General features: G+C 36.3%; 15 protein-coding genes. 2 read left to right on the top strand and 13 right to left on the bottom strand.

The window, feature by feature from the left end:
• Nucleotides 1–17: 17 nt before the first annotated feature.
• Entirely contained in the window at nucleotides 18–1460 is a 1443-nt protein-coding gene (locus MUW74_RS02205) for an HD domain-containing protein (protein ID WP_243517716.1), read from the bottom strand.
• Nucleotides 1461–3116: 1656 nt separating this feature from the next.
• On the opposite strand from MUW74_RS02205, the gene MUW74_RS02200 reads away from it, so the two are divergent.
• On the top strand, nucleotides 3117–3746 hold the full coding sequence (locus MUW74_RS02200) for a hypothetical protein (protein WP_243553044.1): 630 nt from the start codon (nucleotides 3117–3119) through the stop codon (nucleotides 3744–3746).
• A gap of 325 nt (nucleotides 3747–4071) precedes the next feature.
• On the opposite strand, the gene MUW74_RS02195 is transcribed toward MUW74_RS02200, so the two are convergent.
• The 12 genes from MUW74_RS02195 to MUW74_RS02140 form a co-directional block, all read right to left on the bottom strand.
• Nucleotides 4072–4359 (bottom strand): cell division protein ZapA, encoded by a 288-nt coding sequence (locus tag MUW74_RS02195; RefSeq protein ID WP_243517722.1) that lies wholly within the window; start codon nucleotides 4357–4359, stop codon nucleotides 4072–4074.
• Between the two features lie 2 nt (nucleotides 4360–4361).
• On the bottom strand, nucleotides 4362–4646 hold the full coding sequence (locus MUW74_RS02190; protein ID WP_243517747.1) for a hypothetical protein: 285 nt from the start codon (nucleotides 4644–4646) through the stop codon (nucleotides 4362–4364).
• Nucleotides 4627–7026 (bottom strand): phenylalanine--tRNA ligase subunit beta, encoded by a 2400-nt coding sequence (gene pheT / locus MUW74_RS02185; protein WP_243517771.1) that lies wholly within the window; start codon nucleotides 7024–7026, stop codon nucleotides 4627–4629. Before pheT ends, MUW74_RS02190 begins: the two co-directional genes overlap by 20 nt.
• Nucleotides 7027–7307: 281 nt before the next feature.
• Nucleotides 7308–8591 carry a malic enzyme-like NAD(P)-binding protein gene (locus tag MUW74_RS02180; protein ID WP_243517774.1) on the bottom strand — a complete coding sequence of 428 codons (1284 nt, stop codon included), beginning with the start codon at nucleotides 8589–8591 and terminating at the stop codon, nucleotides 7308–7310.
• Between the two features lie 331 nt (nucleotides 8592–8922).
• The gene (gene rlmN / locus MUW74_RS02175; protein WP_243517776.1) at nucleotides 8923–10014 is read right to left on the bottom strand and encodes a 23S rRNA (adenine(2503)-C(2))-methyltransferase RlmN; all 1092 of its coding nucleotides are present in this window, start codon (nucleotides 10012–10014) and stop codon (nucleotides 8923–8925) included.
• A gap of 257 nt (nucleotides 10015–10271) precedes the next feature.
• Nucleotides 10272–11270, bottom strand: a complete 999-nt coding sequence (locus MUW74_RS02170; RefSeq protein WP_243517778.1) for an Rpn family recombination-promoting nuclease/putative transposase — start codon at nucleotides 11268–11270, stop codon at nucleotides 10272–10274.
• A gap of 101 nt (nucleotides 11271–11371) precedes the next feature.
• Nucleotides 11372–12109, bottom strand: coding sequence for a CPBP family intramembrane glutamic endopeptidase (locus MUW74_RS02165; protein WP_243517780.1), 738 nt, complete (start codon nucleotides 12107–12109; stop codon nucleotides 11372–11374).
• A gap of 150 nt (nucleotides 12110–12259) precedes the next feature.
• On the bottom strand, nucleotides 12260–13357 hold the full coding sequence (gene ychF / locus MUW74_RS02160) for a redox-regulated ATPase YchF (protein WP_243517782.1): 1098 nt from the start codon (nucleotides 13355–13357) through the stop codon (nucleotides 12260–12262).
• Nucleotides 13358–13381: 24 nt separating this feature from the next.
• The gene (locus MUW74_RS02155; RefSeq protein WP_243517785.1) at nucleotides 13382–13687 is read right to left on the bottom strand and encodes a DUF3276 family protein; all 306 of its coding nucleotides are present in this window, start codon (nucleotides 13685–13687) and stop codon (nucleotides 13382–13384) included.
• 43 nt (nucleotides 13688–13730) lie between these two features.
• Nucleotides 13731–14075, bottom strand: a complete 345-nt coding sequence (locus MUW74_RS02150) for a 4Fe-4S dicluster domain-containing protein (protein ID WP_243517788.1) — start codon at nucleotides 14073–14075, stop codon at nucleotides 13731–13733.
• Between the two features lie 80 nt (nucleotides 14076–14155).
• Nucleotides 14156–14626: a transcription elongation factor GreA gene (greA, locus tag MUW74_RS02145; protein ID WP_243517791.1), complete on the bottom strand. Its 471-nt coding sequence runs from the start codon at nucleotides 14624–14626 to the stop codon at nucleotides 14156–14158.
• A 122-nt stretch (nucleotides 14627–14748) separates the two neighbouring features.
• Complete coding sequence (locus MUW74_RS02140) at nucleotides 14749–14913, bottom strand: hypothetical protein (protein ID WP_243517793.1); 165 nt, start codon at nucleotides 14911–14913, stop codon at nucleotides 14749–14751.
• Nucleotides 14914–15342: 429 nt separating this feature from the next.
• Between MUW74_RS02140 and pgk the strand changes: the two genes are divergently transcribed.
• Nucleotides 15343–16533, top strand: a complete 1191-nt coding sequence (gene pgk, locus MUW74_RS02135) for a phosphoglycerate kinase (protein WP_243517796.1) — start codon at nucleotides 15343–15345, stop codon at nucleotides 16531–16533.
• Nucleotides 16534–16598: the final 65 nt, after the last annotated feature.

Here is a 16598-nt window from a genome sequence, read left to right as displayed (position 1 = left end):
TGTCATGAACAGATACATTAACTATCCTGATCTTGATCCTTATCTTTACTTTTACCTTTATTTTTACAAATCTTTAATGCCTGTTTAGCTGCTCTTTTTAATGCCATACCTATCTGTGGACCCAAGTATTCATTGGCTAAGTTAATATCTATGGACAACGTTTCTTGCGCCATATGTTGAAGCTCTACTAACTGAATATAGCTTGCTGCATGGTCTAGATCATATAGGCGCTCAGCTAGCTTGATACAGAGAACAGCAATCTGTACCTGATCTTGATTCATTGCTTTTTCTAATCGATTTTCCATATAAACTAAAGCAAGCTGCTTTAGGCCTTGGCGTTTATGCTTATCTACCCCTAATAAGCTTAATACAATGGCATATATATCTGAACTATAATGTTCTCTAACATAAGTAAGAGGCAAGTAGTTATGGCAAACCAATCCATAAAGTAAAGAAGCATAAATGACTTTAGGTGCATAAAAAAACCATTCTAGCACTATGTTAGCAATCCCTACGGCACGCACATAGAATAATTGACCTGAAGCATGACGCTTAAAGTGAAAGTGTTGCTGTAATAACATAAGCAAATGTGAGATTATGCCTAGATCAATAGGATCTATATCATCAGAGAATTGAGATAAATGGGCATGGAAATGCATTAGTGCCATAGTGACCTCAGTTTGTTCCTTAGGTCTGGCAGGGGTTTCTAAGTTTAAGCAATCTATAGGTAGTTTAAAGTTCATGTTATTCATAATATCGGTCACATCGATAGGTAACACTAGCAAGATAGCTTCTTGTTTTGCATCAATAGGATATTCTACATATCCATAATGGTCACGAACAATACTTGATATGGTTTCCTGCTGAAGATCTATTAATGAAGAAGCTAAATCTATTTCTTGAGGTGCAGTCGTGTCCATAAAATCATTGTAAATATGCTTGATCTTCGGAAGCGATTCAGCATCGAGAGCAGTGCTGCTTATTAGTAAGGCAGTAGCTTGGAACAGCATTAATGAAGAATCATTAGTCCCAATAGGATCTGGTTGCTTAAATTGCAAAAAGGTGTTTTGCAATTGCATTCTGATAACTAGTGGGTTGGAGCAATTTAATTTACCATTAACTCGTAAAATAGCCTTAACCAATAAGTAGGTGATCTGATTAACATCAGCTATAATGTAAGGAAATGGCCTCCTACTAGGATCTTGTACTTGCTCTACAAATAGCTTAGGAGGAGATGTAGTCTCTTGGTACAAAGCAAATGCTACTTTACGAATTAGCTTATCTAAAGCGATTTTAGTAGGGTGTAGAGGTTTATGTTGTAGCGTGTTTGCGTTACTTACCCTATATGCTCGAAAAGTGTATTTACTTCTAGAGAAGAAGTAAATACCTACGATAAATATTAATAATAAAGAATAGACCACCAATAGTGGCTTATCCAGCCATACCATAGAAAAAACCATTAATTTAAATTTTTAAGTTAAAAAAATAAAAATTATATATTTATACTCTAAAATTGTTTTATAATAAGAATTTTTTTATAGAAATCAAAAAAAATACACAGGTATCCGTCTTCGTACGTTTGTATTATTAAGATTATTTTCTTAAAGAGTTGAAGTTAAGATCGCTGTTTCCTTAACTACTATATACGGTTGTAAACGTTTTAACTCCATTTCTTTGATCTTACAATCAAGATTTTTTTAATAGAAAATTTTAAATAGCTTTATATAATAATTTGGACGTATTTGTAATTATTCTAGACTGGAGCTAATATTATTTATGTCTTTTTGGAGACAATTAACCACATACTATGTCATAATTAGCTCTAGTATAAGACAATAAAGTCTTCCATACATTGGCCAAAAAAGATAATTCATCAAAACCTATATAATGGCGGTAAGGAATGTGAGTTACTTATCCAAGTTGTGAATAGATACTCTTCATTCTCTCAATGGCGTAAACAGAACTAAACTGTGCAATAAATGTTTTTATGGACTACTATTTTGAATGACTACAATAGTGTGCTGCTACTATAATTAGGATAATACAAATTAATTGTATAAATTTGGCTAATTTATTTGTTAAAATAACGATTAAATACGTAGTATTTGCTTAGTGATGTAGCGTAAGGTATTCTAATCAATAACGGACTTTCTGAGAAGTTGTAATAAAGCAGGCTAAGCTTGGAAACTAGAATAGTATATGATTAAGGACTATTGTAGAGCGTAGGTATAAATAAGCTTCTTGTACAACATTGTTATTGGTGTAGCTCAGTGGAACGGAGCAGCTTTTGTACCAATTTTTGCTTGTCACAAGTTTTAAAAAAGGTTTTTTTGTGCGTAGCCTTGCCATAATACTGAATGGATACCGTAAAACCACAAGCTTTCTCTATAGTGCTGAACAGCTTACTTGAACCCACTGAGCGGATGCGTTCTGTTTTTGCAGCTCTAATAGATGATTTACCAAACTTTTTACAGAGAGCTTGGTTTTTTGTTTAGGTTTTGATCAAGCAAAAAGTGGTATAAAAAATGTTTTTTACCAAAGTGGCGAACAGACAATGGAGTCAACTTAAGATATATATTTAATTGATTACTAGATACAATAATATATAAAAACACCCTTTATAAAAGGCTGCGATCAGAAAGTGCAGCTTACAGCAGTTTTTTGCACAGGGCTTGACTTTTATCAAGAAAAAAGTAAGATAAAAAGGCTTATAATCAAATAAAAAAATAAAAATTTCTTAAGTTGACCCCATTGGGCTGACAGATACATAAAATTTATGTACAAAGCATATACAGGTATACCAAAAAAATTTATTACTGATTACATCTTATTTTTTGTTTAATCTTTACTGTAAAGTGACTCGTTAACTGTATGCTTGCTATTTGTTATGTTCGCGCTGCAACGAATTATACCGAGCTGGTACTTTCTATCATGCTATTTTATTTAATCCTTGTTTTTTTAATGGCTTTACTCATATAGCTTGAATCGCTTGATCAAGCAAATAATAACCACAATAAAATAATTTTATGAAAAAAAATATATATATAAAAGAATATACAATAAATTTTCTTATTAACAAATGTAATAAGCTAAAAAGTAATCACATACAATTTTTTTTGTTTATAGCTATCTTGCTATTAGGTGCGTGTACTGGTAGAAGGACGATCAATGAATGTGGAGGGGCCAATTCTCTCACGAGAATGCGTCAGTCTGTTAATAAGACACCTGAGGAACTTGGTGAGGAATTTCAGATGCATATTAATAAAATTTGTCAGGCTATTGGTGAAGGTACTAAAAATTTTGATAAAGATTATCCTATTCCGGCTTTGCTTGGCTCATCTCTATTCGAACGGTTATCAGAGATACAAGAATATTACATACTTTGTTCTAATTTAAAAAATTACATACCGATAAGTGTACAAGAGGGGGGAAATCGTCTATTACCTAAACTTGGTTATTATGCGGGCTATTATGGTAAAAAACTTTTTTACGGTTCTGGCCAGGAACTATGCACTGACTTAGATAATAGGTCAAATAATATTTTGAATAATAATAATTGGCTTAGTTACGTTCTTGATATATCGATTAAATCGAGTACTTCATATTTATTTGGCTCATTGGGCATTCCATTGGGATATGTCTTCGTATCTATTTTAAAGCATTATCGCTTTGATGCATCCGCTGATAGTAGCCGTTCAGCCAATGGCGTTAACTTAAGGAATCAACTGATTAACAAAGTTATTTAAAATAAAAATCTGTTTTTTGGCTGCTTTATCACAGCTATCCAATTTTATAGGTCAGGTTTTAAGTTTAGTGCTTATACAGATTCTGTCCAAGCATACTTGAAAGTTTTTAGCTAAATAATCATAAACGTAGCTAAAAAACATGTTATTATATCTGTAAATCAATAAAATAAAGCTCGTAAGTTGACGCCATTGGCCGTTCAGTGCAGTGGCAAAGCTACGTAGAAAAAGCAAAAACGCCCCTCAGTAAAAAGTTGCAGAAAACGCTCGTTACAAGGGGTGTTTTTTAGGTGAACTGCTGCCACAGTAGTGAATGAATGATTTGATATTAAGCCAATGCTTCTTCCATAGCATCACTCCAATGGTTTATTTTTTTCATCAATTGATTTACTTTTGTGCTGTCTGATTCTTGGATTTTTAAATAGTTTACTAGGCAGTCAAATGCTACCATAGCAAGTAAATCTTGCTGATCCTGAATACCTAAATCTTTTTGATAATCTTTGATCCGGTCTGCTAATATTTTACTGGCTGCTCTTACAAAGGTTTCATCTTCCGGTTGTACTTTCATCGGATAGATACGATCGCTAATCTTAATTTTTATAGAGAGTGGTTGCATGTTTATGTTTGTTCAAAATAGGTTAAACAGAGATCTATTTCTTTGATATACTTATTAATCTGTTGTACTAAATCTTGATCCAATGAAACAGGGGTATTTTTTTGTGTAGTGGATAGGTTGCTTTTTGAAGCCTCTAATAGATGCTTTAATCTCTTATTTTCCTCTGTTAATGTTATAATTTGTTTTTGGTATTCGGTATAAGAGGCTAGTAGTTGTCTAAGTAATTTTTCAAAGCGATCTATTGCGAGGTGATCCTCTTTAGAGGACTTATTGTCTAATAATGACATTTAAATCACGTTCAAAAGCCTGCATCAGTTGATGCATGATTTGGTCAATAGCTTGCTCGTTTAGTGTTTTGTCTCTATCCTGTAGGGTAAACCTAATCGCATAAGATTTTTTATCTGCTGGTAGATGACCCCCTTCGTAGACATCAAACAGCTGAACCTCCTGAATATTTTTATGTCCCTGCTTGGAAATTAAATCTTTTATCTTTTGAAAAACAATCGTTTTATCTACTATCAAAGAAAGGTCTCTGGTAACAGCAGGAAATCTAGAAATAGGTTCATACACTTTATGAGATCTACTGATCTTTAACAAATGGTTCCAATCAATATCTGCAAAAAAGACCGATTGTCCCAAGGAAAAATAATCTATAATGGTTGGGTGGACTTCACCAAAGGTCACTACGACTACTTCTTTATCTACTCCTTCAACCCCTTGGCTATAGAATGGGTGGGTTACTGATCTATAAGATAGATCCATAAGGCCCAACTTTTGTACCAGTTGTTCTATAGTAGTGCGTATGTTTTGCAATGTTATAGGGCCTAGTTGGCGTACCCAGTTGGGTAATTCTATTTGACCAGTGAGCCAAAGGGCTAATCTTTTAGCTTCTTTATAGGATGCATCGCTTTTGTGATAGATGGTACCCCGTTCAAATAACTTTACATCATATTGACGGCGTGCAAGATTGTAGGCGATGACTTCTAGTCCACTAAAGAGCAAAGTAGGCCGTAAGATATTGGTAGATACGCTCAGTGGATTTAGAATAGAGATTGCTTGTTGAGGCATACCTATGGTTGTATAGGCCTCTTTGGTCAAAGAATTCGTGCATATTTCATAATAGCCATTGGCGACCAACATTTTACTAATTTCTTCTTCTAATTTATAGGCCTTATCTGTGCCATTTTCAGGGGATAGGTAAGTAGTTGCTAAGCGGTTTGGGATATGATCATAGCCATATATGCGTGCAATTTCCTCAATAAGATCTGCTTTTCTGGTTACATCTACCCTGTAGGGTGGTACTTTTGCGGTAAAGCCTTCATCTGTTTCTGCTTCAATAGCTATTTCTAAATCTGTTAGCATTTGTTGGATGGTGCTTGGATCAATTGCTTTACCTAGGCATCGGGCAATCTCTGTATAAGTAATAGGAATGTTAAAATGAGCCAATGGCTTTGGATAATATTCGATTACTTGGCATGTTGTTGCAGATGGCATTAGTTCTTGTAGCAATAGTGCCGCTCTTTTTAACGCATAAATGGGGATATTAGGATCTGTTCCGCGTTCAAATCGAAAAGAAGCATCCGTTTTAAGGGCATGGTATTGGGCGGCACGACGTATAACGGCTGGGTTAAAATAGGCACTTTCTATAAAAATATGTTGAGTGGCATCCGTGATACGTGTACGGAGCCCGCCCAGAATACCAGCCATGGCTATAGGGCCTGTTGTATCACAAATCATTAGCTCATGACCAGCTAGTTTTCTTTCTATACCATCTAACCCTGTAAATAAGGTGTCTGCAGGGCATAGCTGAACTATAAGTGACTGACCAGTAAGGGTTTCATAATCAAAAGCATGTAAGGGTTGCCCCAATTCATGTAGTACAAAGTTGGTTACATCTACTACATTGTTAATAGGTTTTATACCAATCCGTAATAACCTGCTGCGAAGCCATGCAGGAGAGGGTTGAATAGTGGTGTTTTTAACTAATAGACCACTATACCGTGGACATAGAGTATTATCTACGCTGCTTATATTTAGAGGCCAGTCACATGGTATGCCATTAAAAGCCTTAATGGATGGCAAGGTAGTCGGAAGATGTAAAATAGCTTTTAGCTCCCTGGCTATACCTAGGTGGGAGCAGGCATCTGCTCGATTGGGTGTAAGCTCGATCTCTATTATTTCATCCAGTAGCTCTTTAAAATAGTCTTTAGCGGGGGTTCCAGCAGGTAAGGTAGTCTCTAATACCAGAATACCATCATGTGCTGGGCTTAGGCCTATTTCATCTTCCGCACAAATCATGCCTTCAGAGACCACACCCCTAATTTTAACTTTTTTAATTTGAAAAGGCAGTTGGTTGGCATAATGGTAAATGGTACTCCCTACTGGGGCTACTACTACCTTCTGTCCAACGGCTACATTCAAGGCCCCACAAACAATGGTGGATGGCCTATCTGATCCAATATCTACTAAGGTTTGCTTTAATCTATCTGCATTAGGGTGGGGGAGGCAGGATACAACATCACCTATTATAAGTCCCTCTAAACCACCTTTAATAGTAGGGTATATATGGGCTACTTCTAATCCCCTTTGGGTTAAAAGCGGAGCTATTTCCGATGCTGTTAAAGAAACATTAATATAGGACTTTAGCCAATTGAGTGATATCTTCATATTTTGGTAATCAATCTATTCATATCATAATGGCCGTGTACGCCAAAAAAGAAAAAATGCCCCTTGTAAAAAGTTGCGATTAGAAGGTAAGACTTACAGCCGAAATAGAAACAACTCTTTTTTTTGATAAAAAAGTAAGCAAAAAATCAAGTACTGATCGTAACCTTTTCCAAGGGCGCGTTTTTTCTTAGCGTTACCATACTACTGAATGGATACGCAAGGGGTGATTTCTGATCATAATTATCTTACAAGAAGTGCTTTGCGTACAAATGGCATAGCTTTTAATTTTGTTTCCCTATGCGTTCTAATAACCCTCTGCTATAAGTTTCCCAATCATGAATAGTCTTTCTAGCCACCCCAGAATCTATAGCAGCTTGTGCAACAGCTACCGAAACGGTAGTAAGCAAACGTGCATCCATTGGTTTAGGCAGTAGATATTCTTTTCCAAAATGCATCGTTCCACCATAATACTTACGAACGCAAACAGGCACCTCTTCTTGTGCCAGTTTTTGGATAGCTTGTACAGCCGCTTGTTGCATGGCGCCATTAATCACCGAAGCATTTACATCTAAGGCACCTCTAAAAATGTAGGGGAAAGCAATTAAATTATTGACTTGGTTGGGGTAATCGCTGCGTCCTGTAGCAAAGATAACATCTGGCCGGGTGGCCATAGCATCTTGATAAGAAATTTCTGGTAAAGGATTGGCTAACCCAAAAATAATAGGGTCTTTGGCCATGCGTTCTATGCTTTGGCTCATCAATAGGTTGCCAGAGGAAAGTCCTATAAAAACATCTGCCTCAGCAACCGCATCATGGAGGGTATGTATGGGACGATCTGTAGCAAAGGGTGATTTAATAGCGTCTAGGCCATCTCTATCCCGACGAATAACCCCTTTTCGATCACACATAACCATATGGTTTGGGTTGGCTCCTAAAGCAATTAAAAGTTTGGCGGTAGCTACCGCCCCCGCTCCAGCTCCATTAAAAACGATTTGTGCCTGTGCAAGATTTTTATTGACAATAAGCAAAGCGTTCAATAAAGCAGCTGTTGTTACAATAGCCGTAGCATGTTGGTCATCATGCATAACAGGTATATTCAATTGCTTGATGAGCGCTTCTTCAATCTCGAAGCATTCAGGTGCCTTAATATCTTCCAAATTGAGTGCTCCAAAAGTAGGTGCCAAGGCTTTAATAATTCGTATTACATCATCAGGTGTAGTGGCATCAATTTCAAGATCAAAAGCATCAACGCCAGCGAACCTTTTTAAGATCATCGCTTTGGCCTCCATAACCGGTTTAGCGGCTAAAGCACCAATAGCACCATAACCTAATACAGCTGTACCATTAGATATAATAGCTACTAAGTTTCCTTTATTGGTATACTGATAAACCTTTTCGCTAGAGGCAGCTATTTCTTCACAAATAGTACCCACACCAGGCGTATAAGCGGTGATGATGTCACGAGGTGTATGGAGTGGTTTAGTGACAGATGTACCTATCTTACCAGCAGGAAATTGTGCATGATAGGCCAAGATTTCTTCTTTATTAACAACTGTTTTATGCATAATATTGATACTTTTTATTGGTAAATAGTGGATATATGTGGGCTACATATGTGTTGAATAAATTGGTAAAAATGACTTTTTATGTTACGTTTTGTTTGATCAAAACGTAACCAAACAATCAAGCGTTGATGAAAAAAATGCTGAAAGTAGAGTTTAACAGGAGCTTTGCCATGTCACCCCCTACAACTGTTTTACTTTTTATCTGTAAACTATACTTTCTGATTACAAATTTTTCCAAGGGCGCATTTTTGCTTAGCGGTCCTACACCGCTTAATCCGTATCAACCAAGTTACTATTTTTCAATCATTTATACCAAAACTAGCCGCCTGAATCAGCCGCTTAGTTTATGCTGTAGCTGTTTGCTCCGCAATTGTCCACAAGCCGCATCAATATCTGTACCATGTTCCCCACGCACCACTGCATAAATCCCCTGTGCACGTAAGGTGGAAACAAAACGATGTATGGCTTTTGGGGTACTGCGCTTATAATGATCTAATTCATCTACAGGATTATAGGGAATAAGATTGACATGAATCAGATGTCGTTGCTTACGTGATATAATTAAATTAGCTAGCTCAAAAGCACATGCTTCTAAGTCATTTATATCTTTAAGTAGAATGTACTCAAAGGTTACCCGTCTGTTTGTTATATCTAAATAGTAATCAATGGCTTCCATAAGCTTTTCTATAGGAATAGCTTTATTGAGCTTCATAATCTGTGTACGCAGTAGGTTATTGGCTGCATGTAAAGAAAGCGCAAGATTTACCTGTAGGCCTTCATGTGCAAAGGCTTTAATTTTGCCATCTAGTCCACTTGTAGAAACCGTAATATGGCGTGCACCAATAGCGAGCCCTTTTGCATGGTTAACAATATGTATAAAGCGTAATACATGGTCATAATTATCGAAAGGTTCGCCAATACCCATAACTACAATATGGCTAATTCTTTTCTGTGCTATATCCAACTTTTTTTGCATGTGGATCAGTTGCTCTACTATTTCACCTGTTGTTAAGTCTCTTTTTTTACTTAAAAGGCCACTCGCACAAAAACTACAACCAATATTACACCCCACTTGTGTGGTAACACAAATAGATAGACCATAGCTATGTTCCATTAGAACTGTTTCAATTAAATGACCATCTCTCAGTTTGAACAAACACTTGATCGTTCCATCTTTGGCATATTGAACCTTATCTTCTGACATGGTTTTTAATACAAAATGCTCATCCAGTAGTGACCTGGTCGTTAAACTTAAGTCACTCATTTCACTAAAGCTACTCACCCGTTTTTGATAGAGCCATTTCCAAATTTGGGCAGCACGGAAGGCTTTTTCACCTCGTTCTTCGAGCCAAAAGAGTAACTCTTTTTCTGTTAAATTATAAATGGATTGGGGTGGTAAATAGTTTTCTAAGTCGTTCGACATAAAGTTGATTAAAAAAATATACTATCTTTTTCTTTATTGACTAGCGTTTCTTTTTTATGTAACCTGTACTTTGGGTCTGATCTTAAAAAGAAAAACGTTTAATGGAGAGGAATCATTAAACAAAAAAATAAGATAAAAATGGGTACAGATATGAAATATTTAGAGGCATAGTGTAAAGTTACTGCAGCGACCTATGGCCTAAAAAATATTTACAAGGTTAAGCCGAAGATCTGATTGTTATTAATGAAGATAACAAACTAAGCAAGTATTTTAATATCAGATAACGATAAACCAGTAAAACGTATAATTTTTTCTAGTGCCTCACCTTCCTGGAGCATTGCCTTAGCTATAGAGCGTGCTTTTTCTTTTTCTCCTTCTAACCTGCCTTCTAACCTGCCTTCTAGCTTACCTTCTAACTTACCTTCTAACTTACCTTCTAACTTACCTTTTTGTTCTCCGAGTTGTATACCTTCTATTTTACCTTTCTCTTTACCTATTTGAATACCCTTTTGCCTGAATCGTTCTGCTAATGACATGGCTATTGATTTTAATCTTGGATCAAGTAATTCAACTGCATTGGTATGATCGTCTATTGATAGTATGTACCAAAGAATATTACTAATATAAGGAATATACCCTTTTTTTTCTAGATTGAGCAATAGTTGTTGGTGGCCAGGTAGCCACTTACAAAAGTCCCGATGGATACCTTGCTTTAGGATTAGTGAAGCTCCCGCTGCTTGTTTCCAAGTGAGGAGTTCTTCGTTTGCTGTAATATGTAGATCTACTAAATGAAAACCTGCAAACATATAGCTTGCTACCTGTTTTAAATGAGGAAATAAATCATGAAAATTAGTAGGACCTTTATACGGCTTATTGCCATTGTACAAACAGGTGTTTATGATAGCTGGTAAAGATGTGTTTCCATGTTCACTTATATGCTGCCTGATTAAGGCTGCATTATACTCTAAAAACCTCACTAACATTAATGGATTTTCTTGAGACTGATGCTCTATGTGAACATAGAGGTAATTTTGTGTACCCTTAATAAGGGTTTTAAACATACAGTCACTATTTCTATTTTTACCTGTAGGGCTCACAAACTCTCTATTGGTCAATAGTAGGCTATCTTGGTCTATTTGATCGAAAATTTCTTTTGGCAACCTGGCTTCTAGAAAAGATAATGCTACGTCTTTTCTACCAAAGGTTTGCTTAAAAAATTTGTCGTGTGGTTTGTTTGCTTTATTTTTTTTGTCCATTGAACTAATCGATTAAAATGGAGTATAGCTTGACAAAAGCTATCTATTAATGATCATTAATGCCATTAGCAATGGGTTTTATAAGCGGTCAATTAGCGATCCTATCTAGTAATTGCCATAGGATAAGTAAATAGTAATATATGCAGTAAATTTAATGCAAAATGAACCATCATCGAGCACACTATTTTGCCTGTTTTGTAATAACTATATCCGTATAAGCAACTAGCCATAGTGGCCAATCCAATATAGATAAACCCACCCTGGAAATGGGCCATGCCAAATAGAGAAGAAGTAATGATAATGGCTAATAACGCGCTTTTGTTGCTATACTTTTTTAAACCATTTTGTAAGGCCTTTTGTAACAAACCACGAAAAATGATTTCTTCTGCCATACAGACTAAAAATAAATTATTTATCGCCCATATGCATAATATATCTGGCATATGAGGCTCAAATACTATACAACCGCTTAGGTAAGCGGGTATAAGGACGAGTGGAATAGAAGATAGATAGGGCAAAAGCGTATACTTTATCAGCTGTTGATAGCTTTGTTTATGGTTTTTTTCTAACCAATAGAGATCATGCATAACATAAAGAATCAGTATAACCATAGGCTGATCAAAGTTTACATACATTGAAAAGGGTATAGATAATGGTGATATTTTTACCTGATTGATAACCAATAAATTAACAAAACCTGGAAGCCAATGAAGGGCAGTTGCTAAGATAAACCCATATATCATTACACGTAATAAAATCTTTACGACTTTGTGTAACTGTAGGTATAAATAGATATAGTTAGCAGAGGCAAATAAGACTAAAGCAGAGATCCCAATCATGTGGATTAGACCTTGGTACCAAGCTGATAAATTGGTTATTATGATGAATAAATAGGCAGGTTGTCTTTTCTTACAAAACAAAGCAACGATTATGGTCAAGATTAAAAGAAGGTAGGTAGTCTTCATCTAATATATGCAGTTTAGGGAAACCTACACATTAAAACGGAAAAGCATTACGTCACCATCTTGGACTATATAATCCTTACCTTCTATGCGTAGTTTGCCCGCCTCACGGCAGCTACTTTCACTTTTATAAGTTTTATAGTCCTCAAAAGCAATAACTTCTGCTTTAATAAATCCGCGTTGGAAATCTGTATGAATCACGCTGGCTGCTTGAGGGGCTTTGGTGCCTTTTTGAATGGTCCATGCCCGTACTTCTTGTGGCCCTACTGTAAAATAGGTAATCAGTTGCAACAAGGCATAAGCTGATTGAATCAGTTTGTCTAATGCCGATTCTATCAGGTTATATTCCTTTAGAAAAAAAGATTTATCTTCATCATTTAGGCCATTGAGTTGTGCTTCTAACGCGGTAGAACCCATAATTACCTTGCTATTTTCTTGAGCAATAGCTGCTTGTAAAGCAGTCAGGTGAGGATTCTTTTTGCCCAGTATGGTGGCTTCATCTACATTGGCAAAGTAAATAACAGGCTTGGCAGTTAAGAGTTGCCAATCATCTATCAATGGTTGATCTGCTGCAGCTACTTCAATGGTACGTGCATCACGACCTTCTTTTAATGCGGTTAAAAAGAAGTTTAAGAGCTCTAAGCTTCGTTGTTGGGTTTTAGGTCCGTGCTTGGCAAGCTTACCCATTTTATCCAACCTTTTGGTTAAGCTATCGATATCCTTGCACCGGAGTTCATGGTCAATAATCTGTTTGTCAAAAATAGGGTCTACACCACCGGCTACGTGTATTACATCCTCATCTTCAAAACATCTGATGACATGTACAATCGCATCCACTTCTCGAATATGGCTAAGGAATTTATTACCCAGTCCTTCGCCTTGATGGGCATCTTTGACTAGTCCAGCTATATCTACAAATTCTATAACGGTAGGTATCTTATTTTTAGAATGGGCCAATTCGGCAAGCAATTCCATACGCGAATCTGGTACCGCTACTACGCCCACATTGGGCTCTATGGTACAAAAGGGGAAATTCGCAGAAGCCGCATTGCCATTTGATAACCCATTAAACAACATAGATTTGCCTACATTGGGCAACCCAATAAGACCACATTTTAAAGCCATGAATCGAGTATATAGAATAAAAGCCTATTTGTTTAGATGTCCCTCTCCATTTCGATCAAATTGATCGAAATCATAATCAGCCATTAGATTTATTTTAAGGTGATCAACCACCTCATTTAGCGCACGAATAAATTTATTCACATCTTCCTTATATAGGAAGATTTTATGTTTTTGATAAGACATGCCATCTGCTTCTGTTCTTTTCTTGCTTTCTGTGATGGTTAGGTAATAGTCTTTTCCTTTGGTTGACTTGATATCAAAGAAATAAACTCTTTTCCCTGCATTTACTCTTTTAGAATAAACTTCATCTGATCCTCTCTGTAATTCCACTGTATAATTGATTTTATTATATAATATATTTTTGTAAGCCTCTTTAACACCCATGTAAAAATTGCTTTTTTGCTAGCAATTCTTCCTTGGTTTCTGGGTGGTCTAAGTCTAATACACAACAATCTACTGGGCAAACGGCTGCGCATTGAGGTTCTGCGTGAAAACCTACACACTCCGTACATTTATCTGTAACAATATAAAATGTATCATCTACATAGGGTGGCTGTGGTGTGGTGGCATCTAATAAGGCTCCTTTTACCTCCACTGTTTTCAATTGGGTACCATCGGCCCATTGCCAATCTATTCCGCCCTCATATATAGCCGTATTGGGGCACTCAACTGCACATGCACCGCAATTGATACATGCCTCTGTTATTCGTAAAGCCATAACTTCTAAAATTATTTTTATTCCTCAACTAAATTAATAGAAATAAAAGATTACAGCAACTTCTTTTATAAAGATAATTTTTAAAGATCTAACCCGATTTTTAAAACTTCTAATTCAATGATACCAGAAGGGGTGTTAACCTTGGCAATTTCTCCTACTTTTTTACCTAGCAATCCTTTTCCCATAGGGGATTCAATAGATATCTTACCCTCCTTTAGATTTGCTTCACCCTGTGATACAAGCATAAAAACAGATTCTGTGCCTGTTTTTTTATTTCTGATTCGTGTTTTAGAAAGAATAGAAATTCTAGATAAGTCAATTTCACTCTCTTTTAATACCCTGGCATTGGCTACTAAAGTTTCTAAGGCAGCAATCTTGGCTTCTAGTAGGCCTTGTGCATCTCTGGCAGCATCATATTCTGCATTTTCACTTAAATCTCCTTTTTTATGTGCTTCTGCTAGGTCATTGGCTACACGCATGCGACCTTCGCTTTTTAACCAACTTAACTCCTTCTTCATGCGCTCTAATCCTTCTTCTGTATAATAGGTCATTGATATTCTATGTTTTATGATTTTAATTATTGTTTACAATGCTAATGATTCCATTGCTTGAGCAATTTTTTACTATGGTTAGCTATCTGCTAAACGAATGCTCCATTTCCTTACTTTAATTGTTAAAGAATTATAGATACAAATAGGAACAAGAAAGCAATAAATAACATGCTAAACTTATATCCTGAAAGTATGGGTATGACTACAACACCTCCATGCATACCTATAGCCAGCAGAGCCAATAGTACGGCTAAAAATCTTGCAACTGCTTTCATATTACTTTTCATATTGATTGTATTTACAAAAGTTATGCTTTTAGTTTTTACTTTATTTTACTTTTTGGTATGCAAAATAGCCGCAAAAAATAAAGATATTTTAGTTGTTTGCTATTAGGAATAACATCGCATTTTCTTCCTTTTAAAGCAGCGTTATCTGTGCCAGCGCATGGCCAAAGCGCTAATATAAAAAAATAAAAGACTAAAATAACGTATCTCTTGCCATTAGGTCTATTTAACCTAGAGACTAGCCATAGACTTGCTTTTGCAACCTGTATAGCTAGGCCATTAGCATTTCGATCTGGTGTTTACATTCTCTAAATTGCTCAGCATAAGCAAGCTGGTCAATAAACCTAATATATAACACCTAACTATTTTAGGACTACCAAAATATTTTTTAAATTATCAAAATTGTTCTAAAATTAAATTAATTTCCTTTTCATGGTTGGTATTGAAGGAATTTCTTTTAAAGATAAAAAAGTACTCATAAGGGTTGATTTTAACGTGCCGATAACGGAGCAAGGTACCATTAGCGATGACCGACGTATTAGAGCTAGTTTGCCAACGATTCAACAAGTAATCAAAGATGGTGGCATAGCTATTTTGCTTGCTCATTTTGGGAGACCTAAAAATGGCTATGAAGAACGCTATTCTTTAATGGGTGTTTTATCTATTTTGACCAGTTTATTGCAACAGCCTGTTGTTTTTCTACCCAGTTGTATAGGTGAAGCGGTAGAAGACCGTATAAAAACATTAGAACCGGGTAGTGTTTTATTACTTGAAAATATTCGTTTTCACAAAGAAGAAACAGTAGGGGATAGTCATTTTGCGCAAGCATTGGCTGCACTGGCAGATGTCTATATTAATGATGCTTTTGGTACCATTCATCGAAACCATGTTTCTATTAGTTTATTGCCCACTTACTTTAAAGAGTGTTATGCAGGTTGTTTGCTGGAACAGGAGATAGCGGCTATTGATAAACTTTTTGCCACAGACCAAGCTCCTTTTGTGGCTATTATGGGTGGTAATAAACTGGTAGATAAAGCAAAACCTATTGAAGGTTTAATTCGTTATGTAGATCATATATTGATTGGTGGAGGGCTTATCCACCCTTTTTTCCACGCAAAAGAGGCGCAAGGCTCTTTTGATAACTATGATCCAGCAGTAGCCATCGCCACTAAGTTATTTGATAAGCTGATGCACCATAAACATTGTAAATTGTGGCTGCCAACAGATGTTGTAATGGTTCCTGAAAGGAATAAAGAGGTTCAGGTATCTACCCTACTCCTTACGCATATACCCTATGGCTCTACTATTGTAGACATTGGTCCAGCTACCCAAGTCCACTTTACTACTTTGCTTGCAAAGGCTAAGACCATATTATGGGCTGGTCCTATTGGGGTATTTGAACGGGATAATTGTGTAGCTGGTACAGTGGCTATTGCAAAAGCTATTGCACAGGCAACTGAGCGAGGTGCCTATAGTATGGTAGGAGGGGGAGATACTGCTGCTGCCATGAAACAAATAGGATATGAAAATCATTTTTCCCACATTTGCACTGGGGGAAGTGCTTTACTCGCCTATATTGCAGCAGATAGAAAGTTACCTAGTTTAGAAGTGCTTAAGCGATAAGCTTCATACAAGTTTCATCAGCTTTTCTGTTTGGATGATAGGCTAAGTTGTAGTAGTTGATATTT

The organism is Candidatus Cardinium sp. cBcalN2 (assembly GCF_022810445.1).
In the GTDB taxonomy this organism is placed as follows: domain Bacteria; phylum Bacteroidota; class Bacteroidia; order Cytophagales; family Amoebophilaceae; genus Cardinium.
The sequence above is the reverse complement of the archived record's forward strand: the minus strand, read 5'-3'. Positions and strand labels throughout refer to the sequence as shown.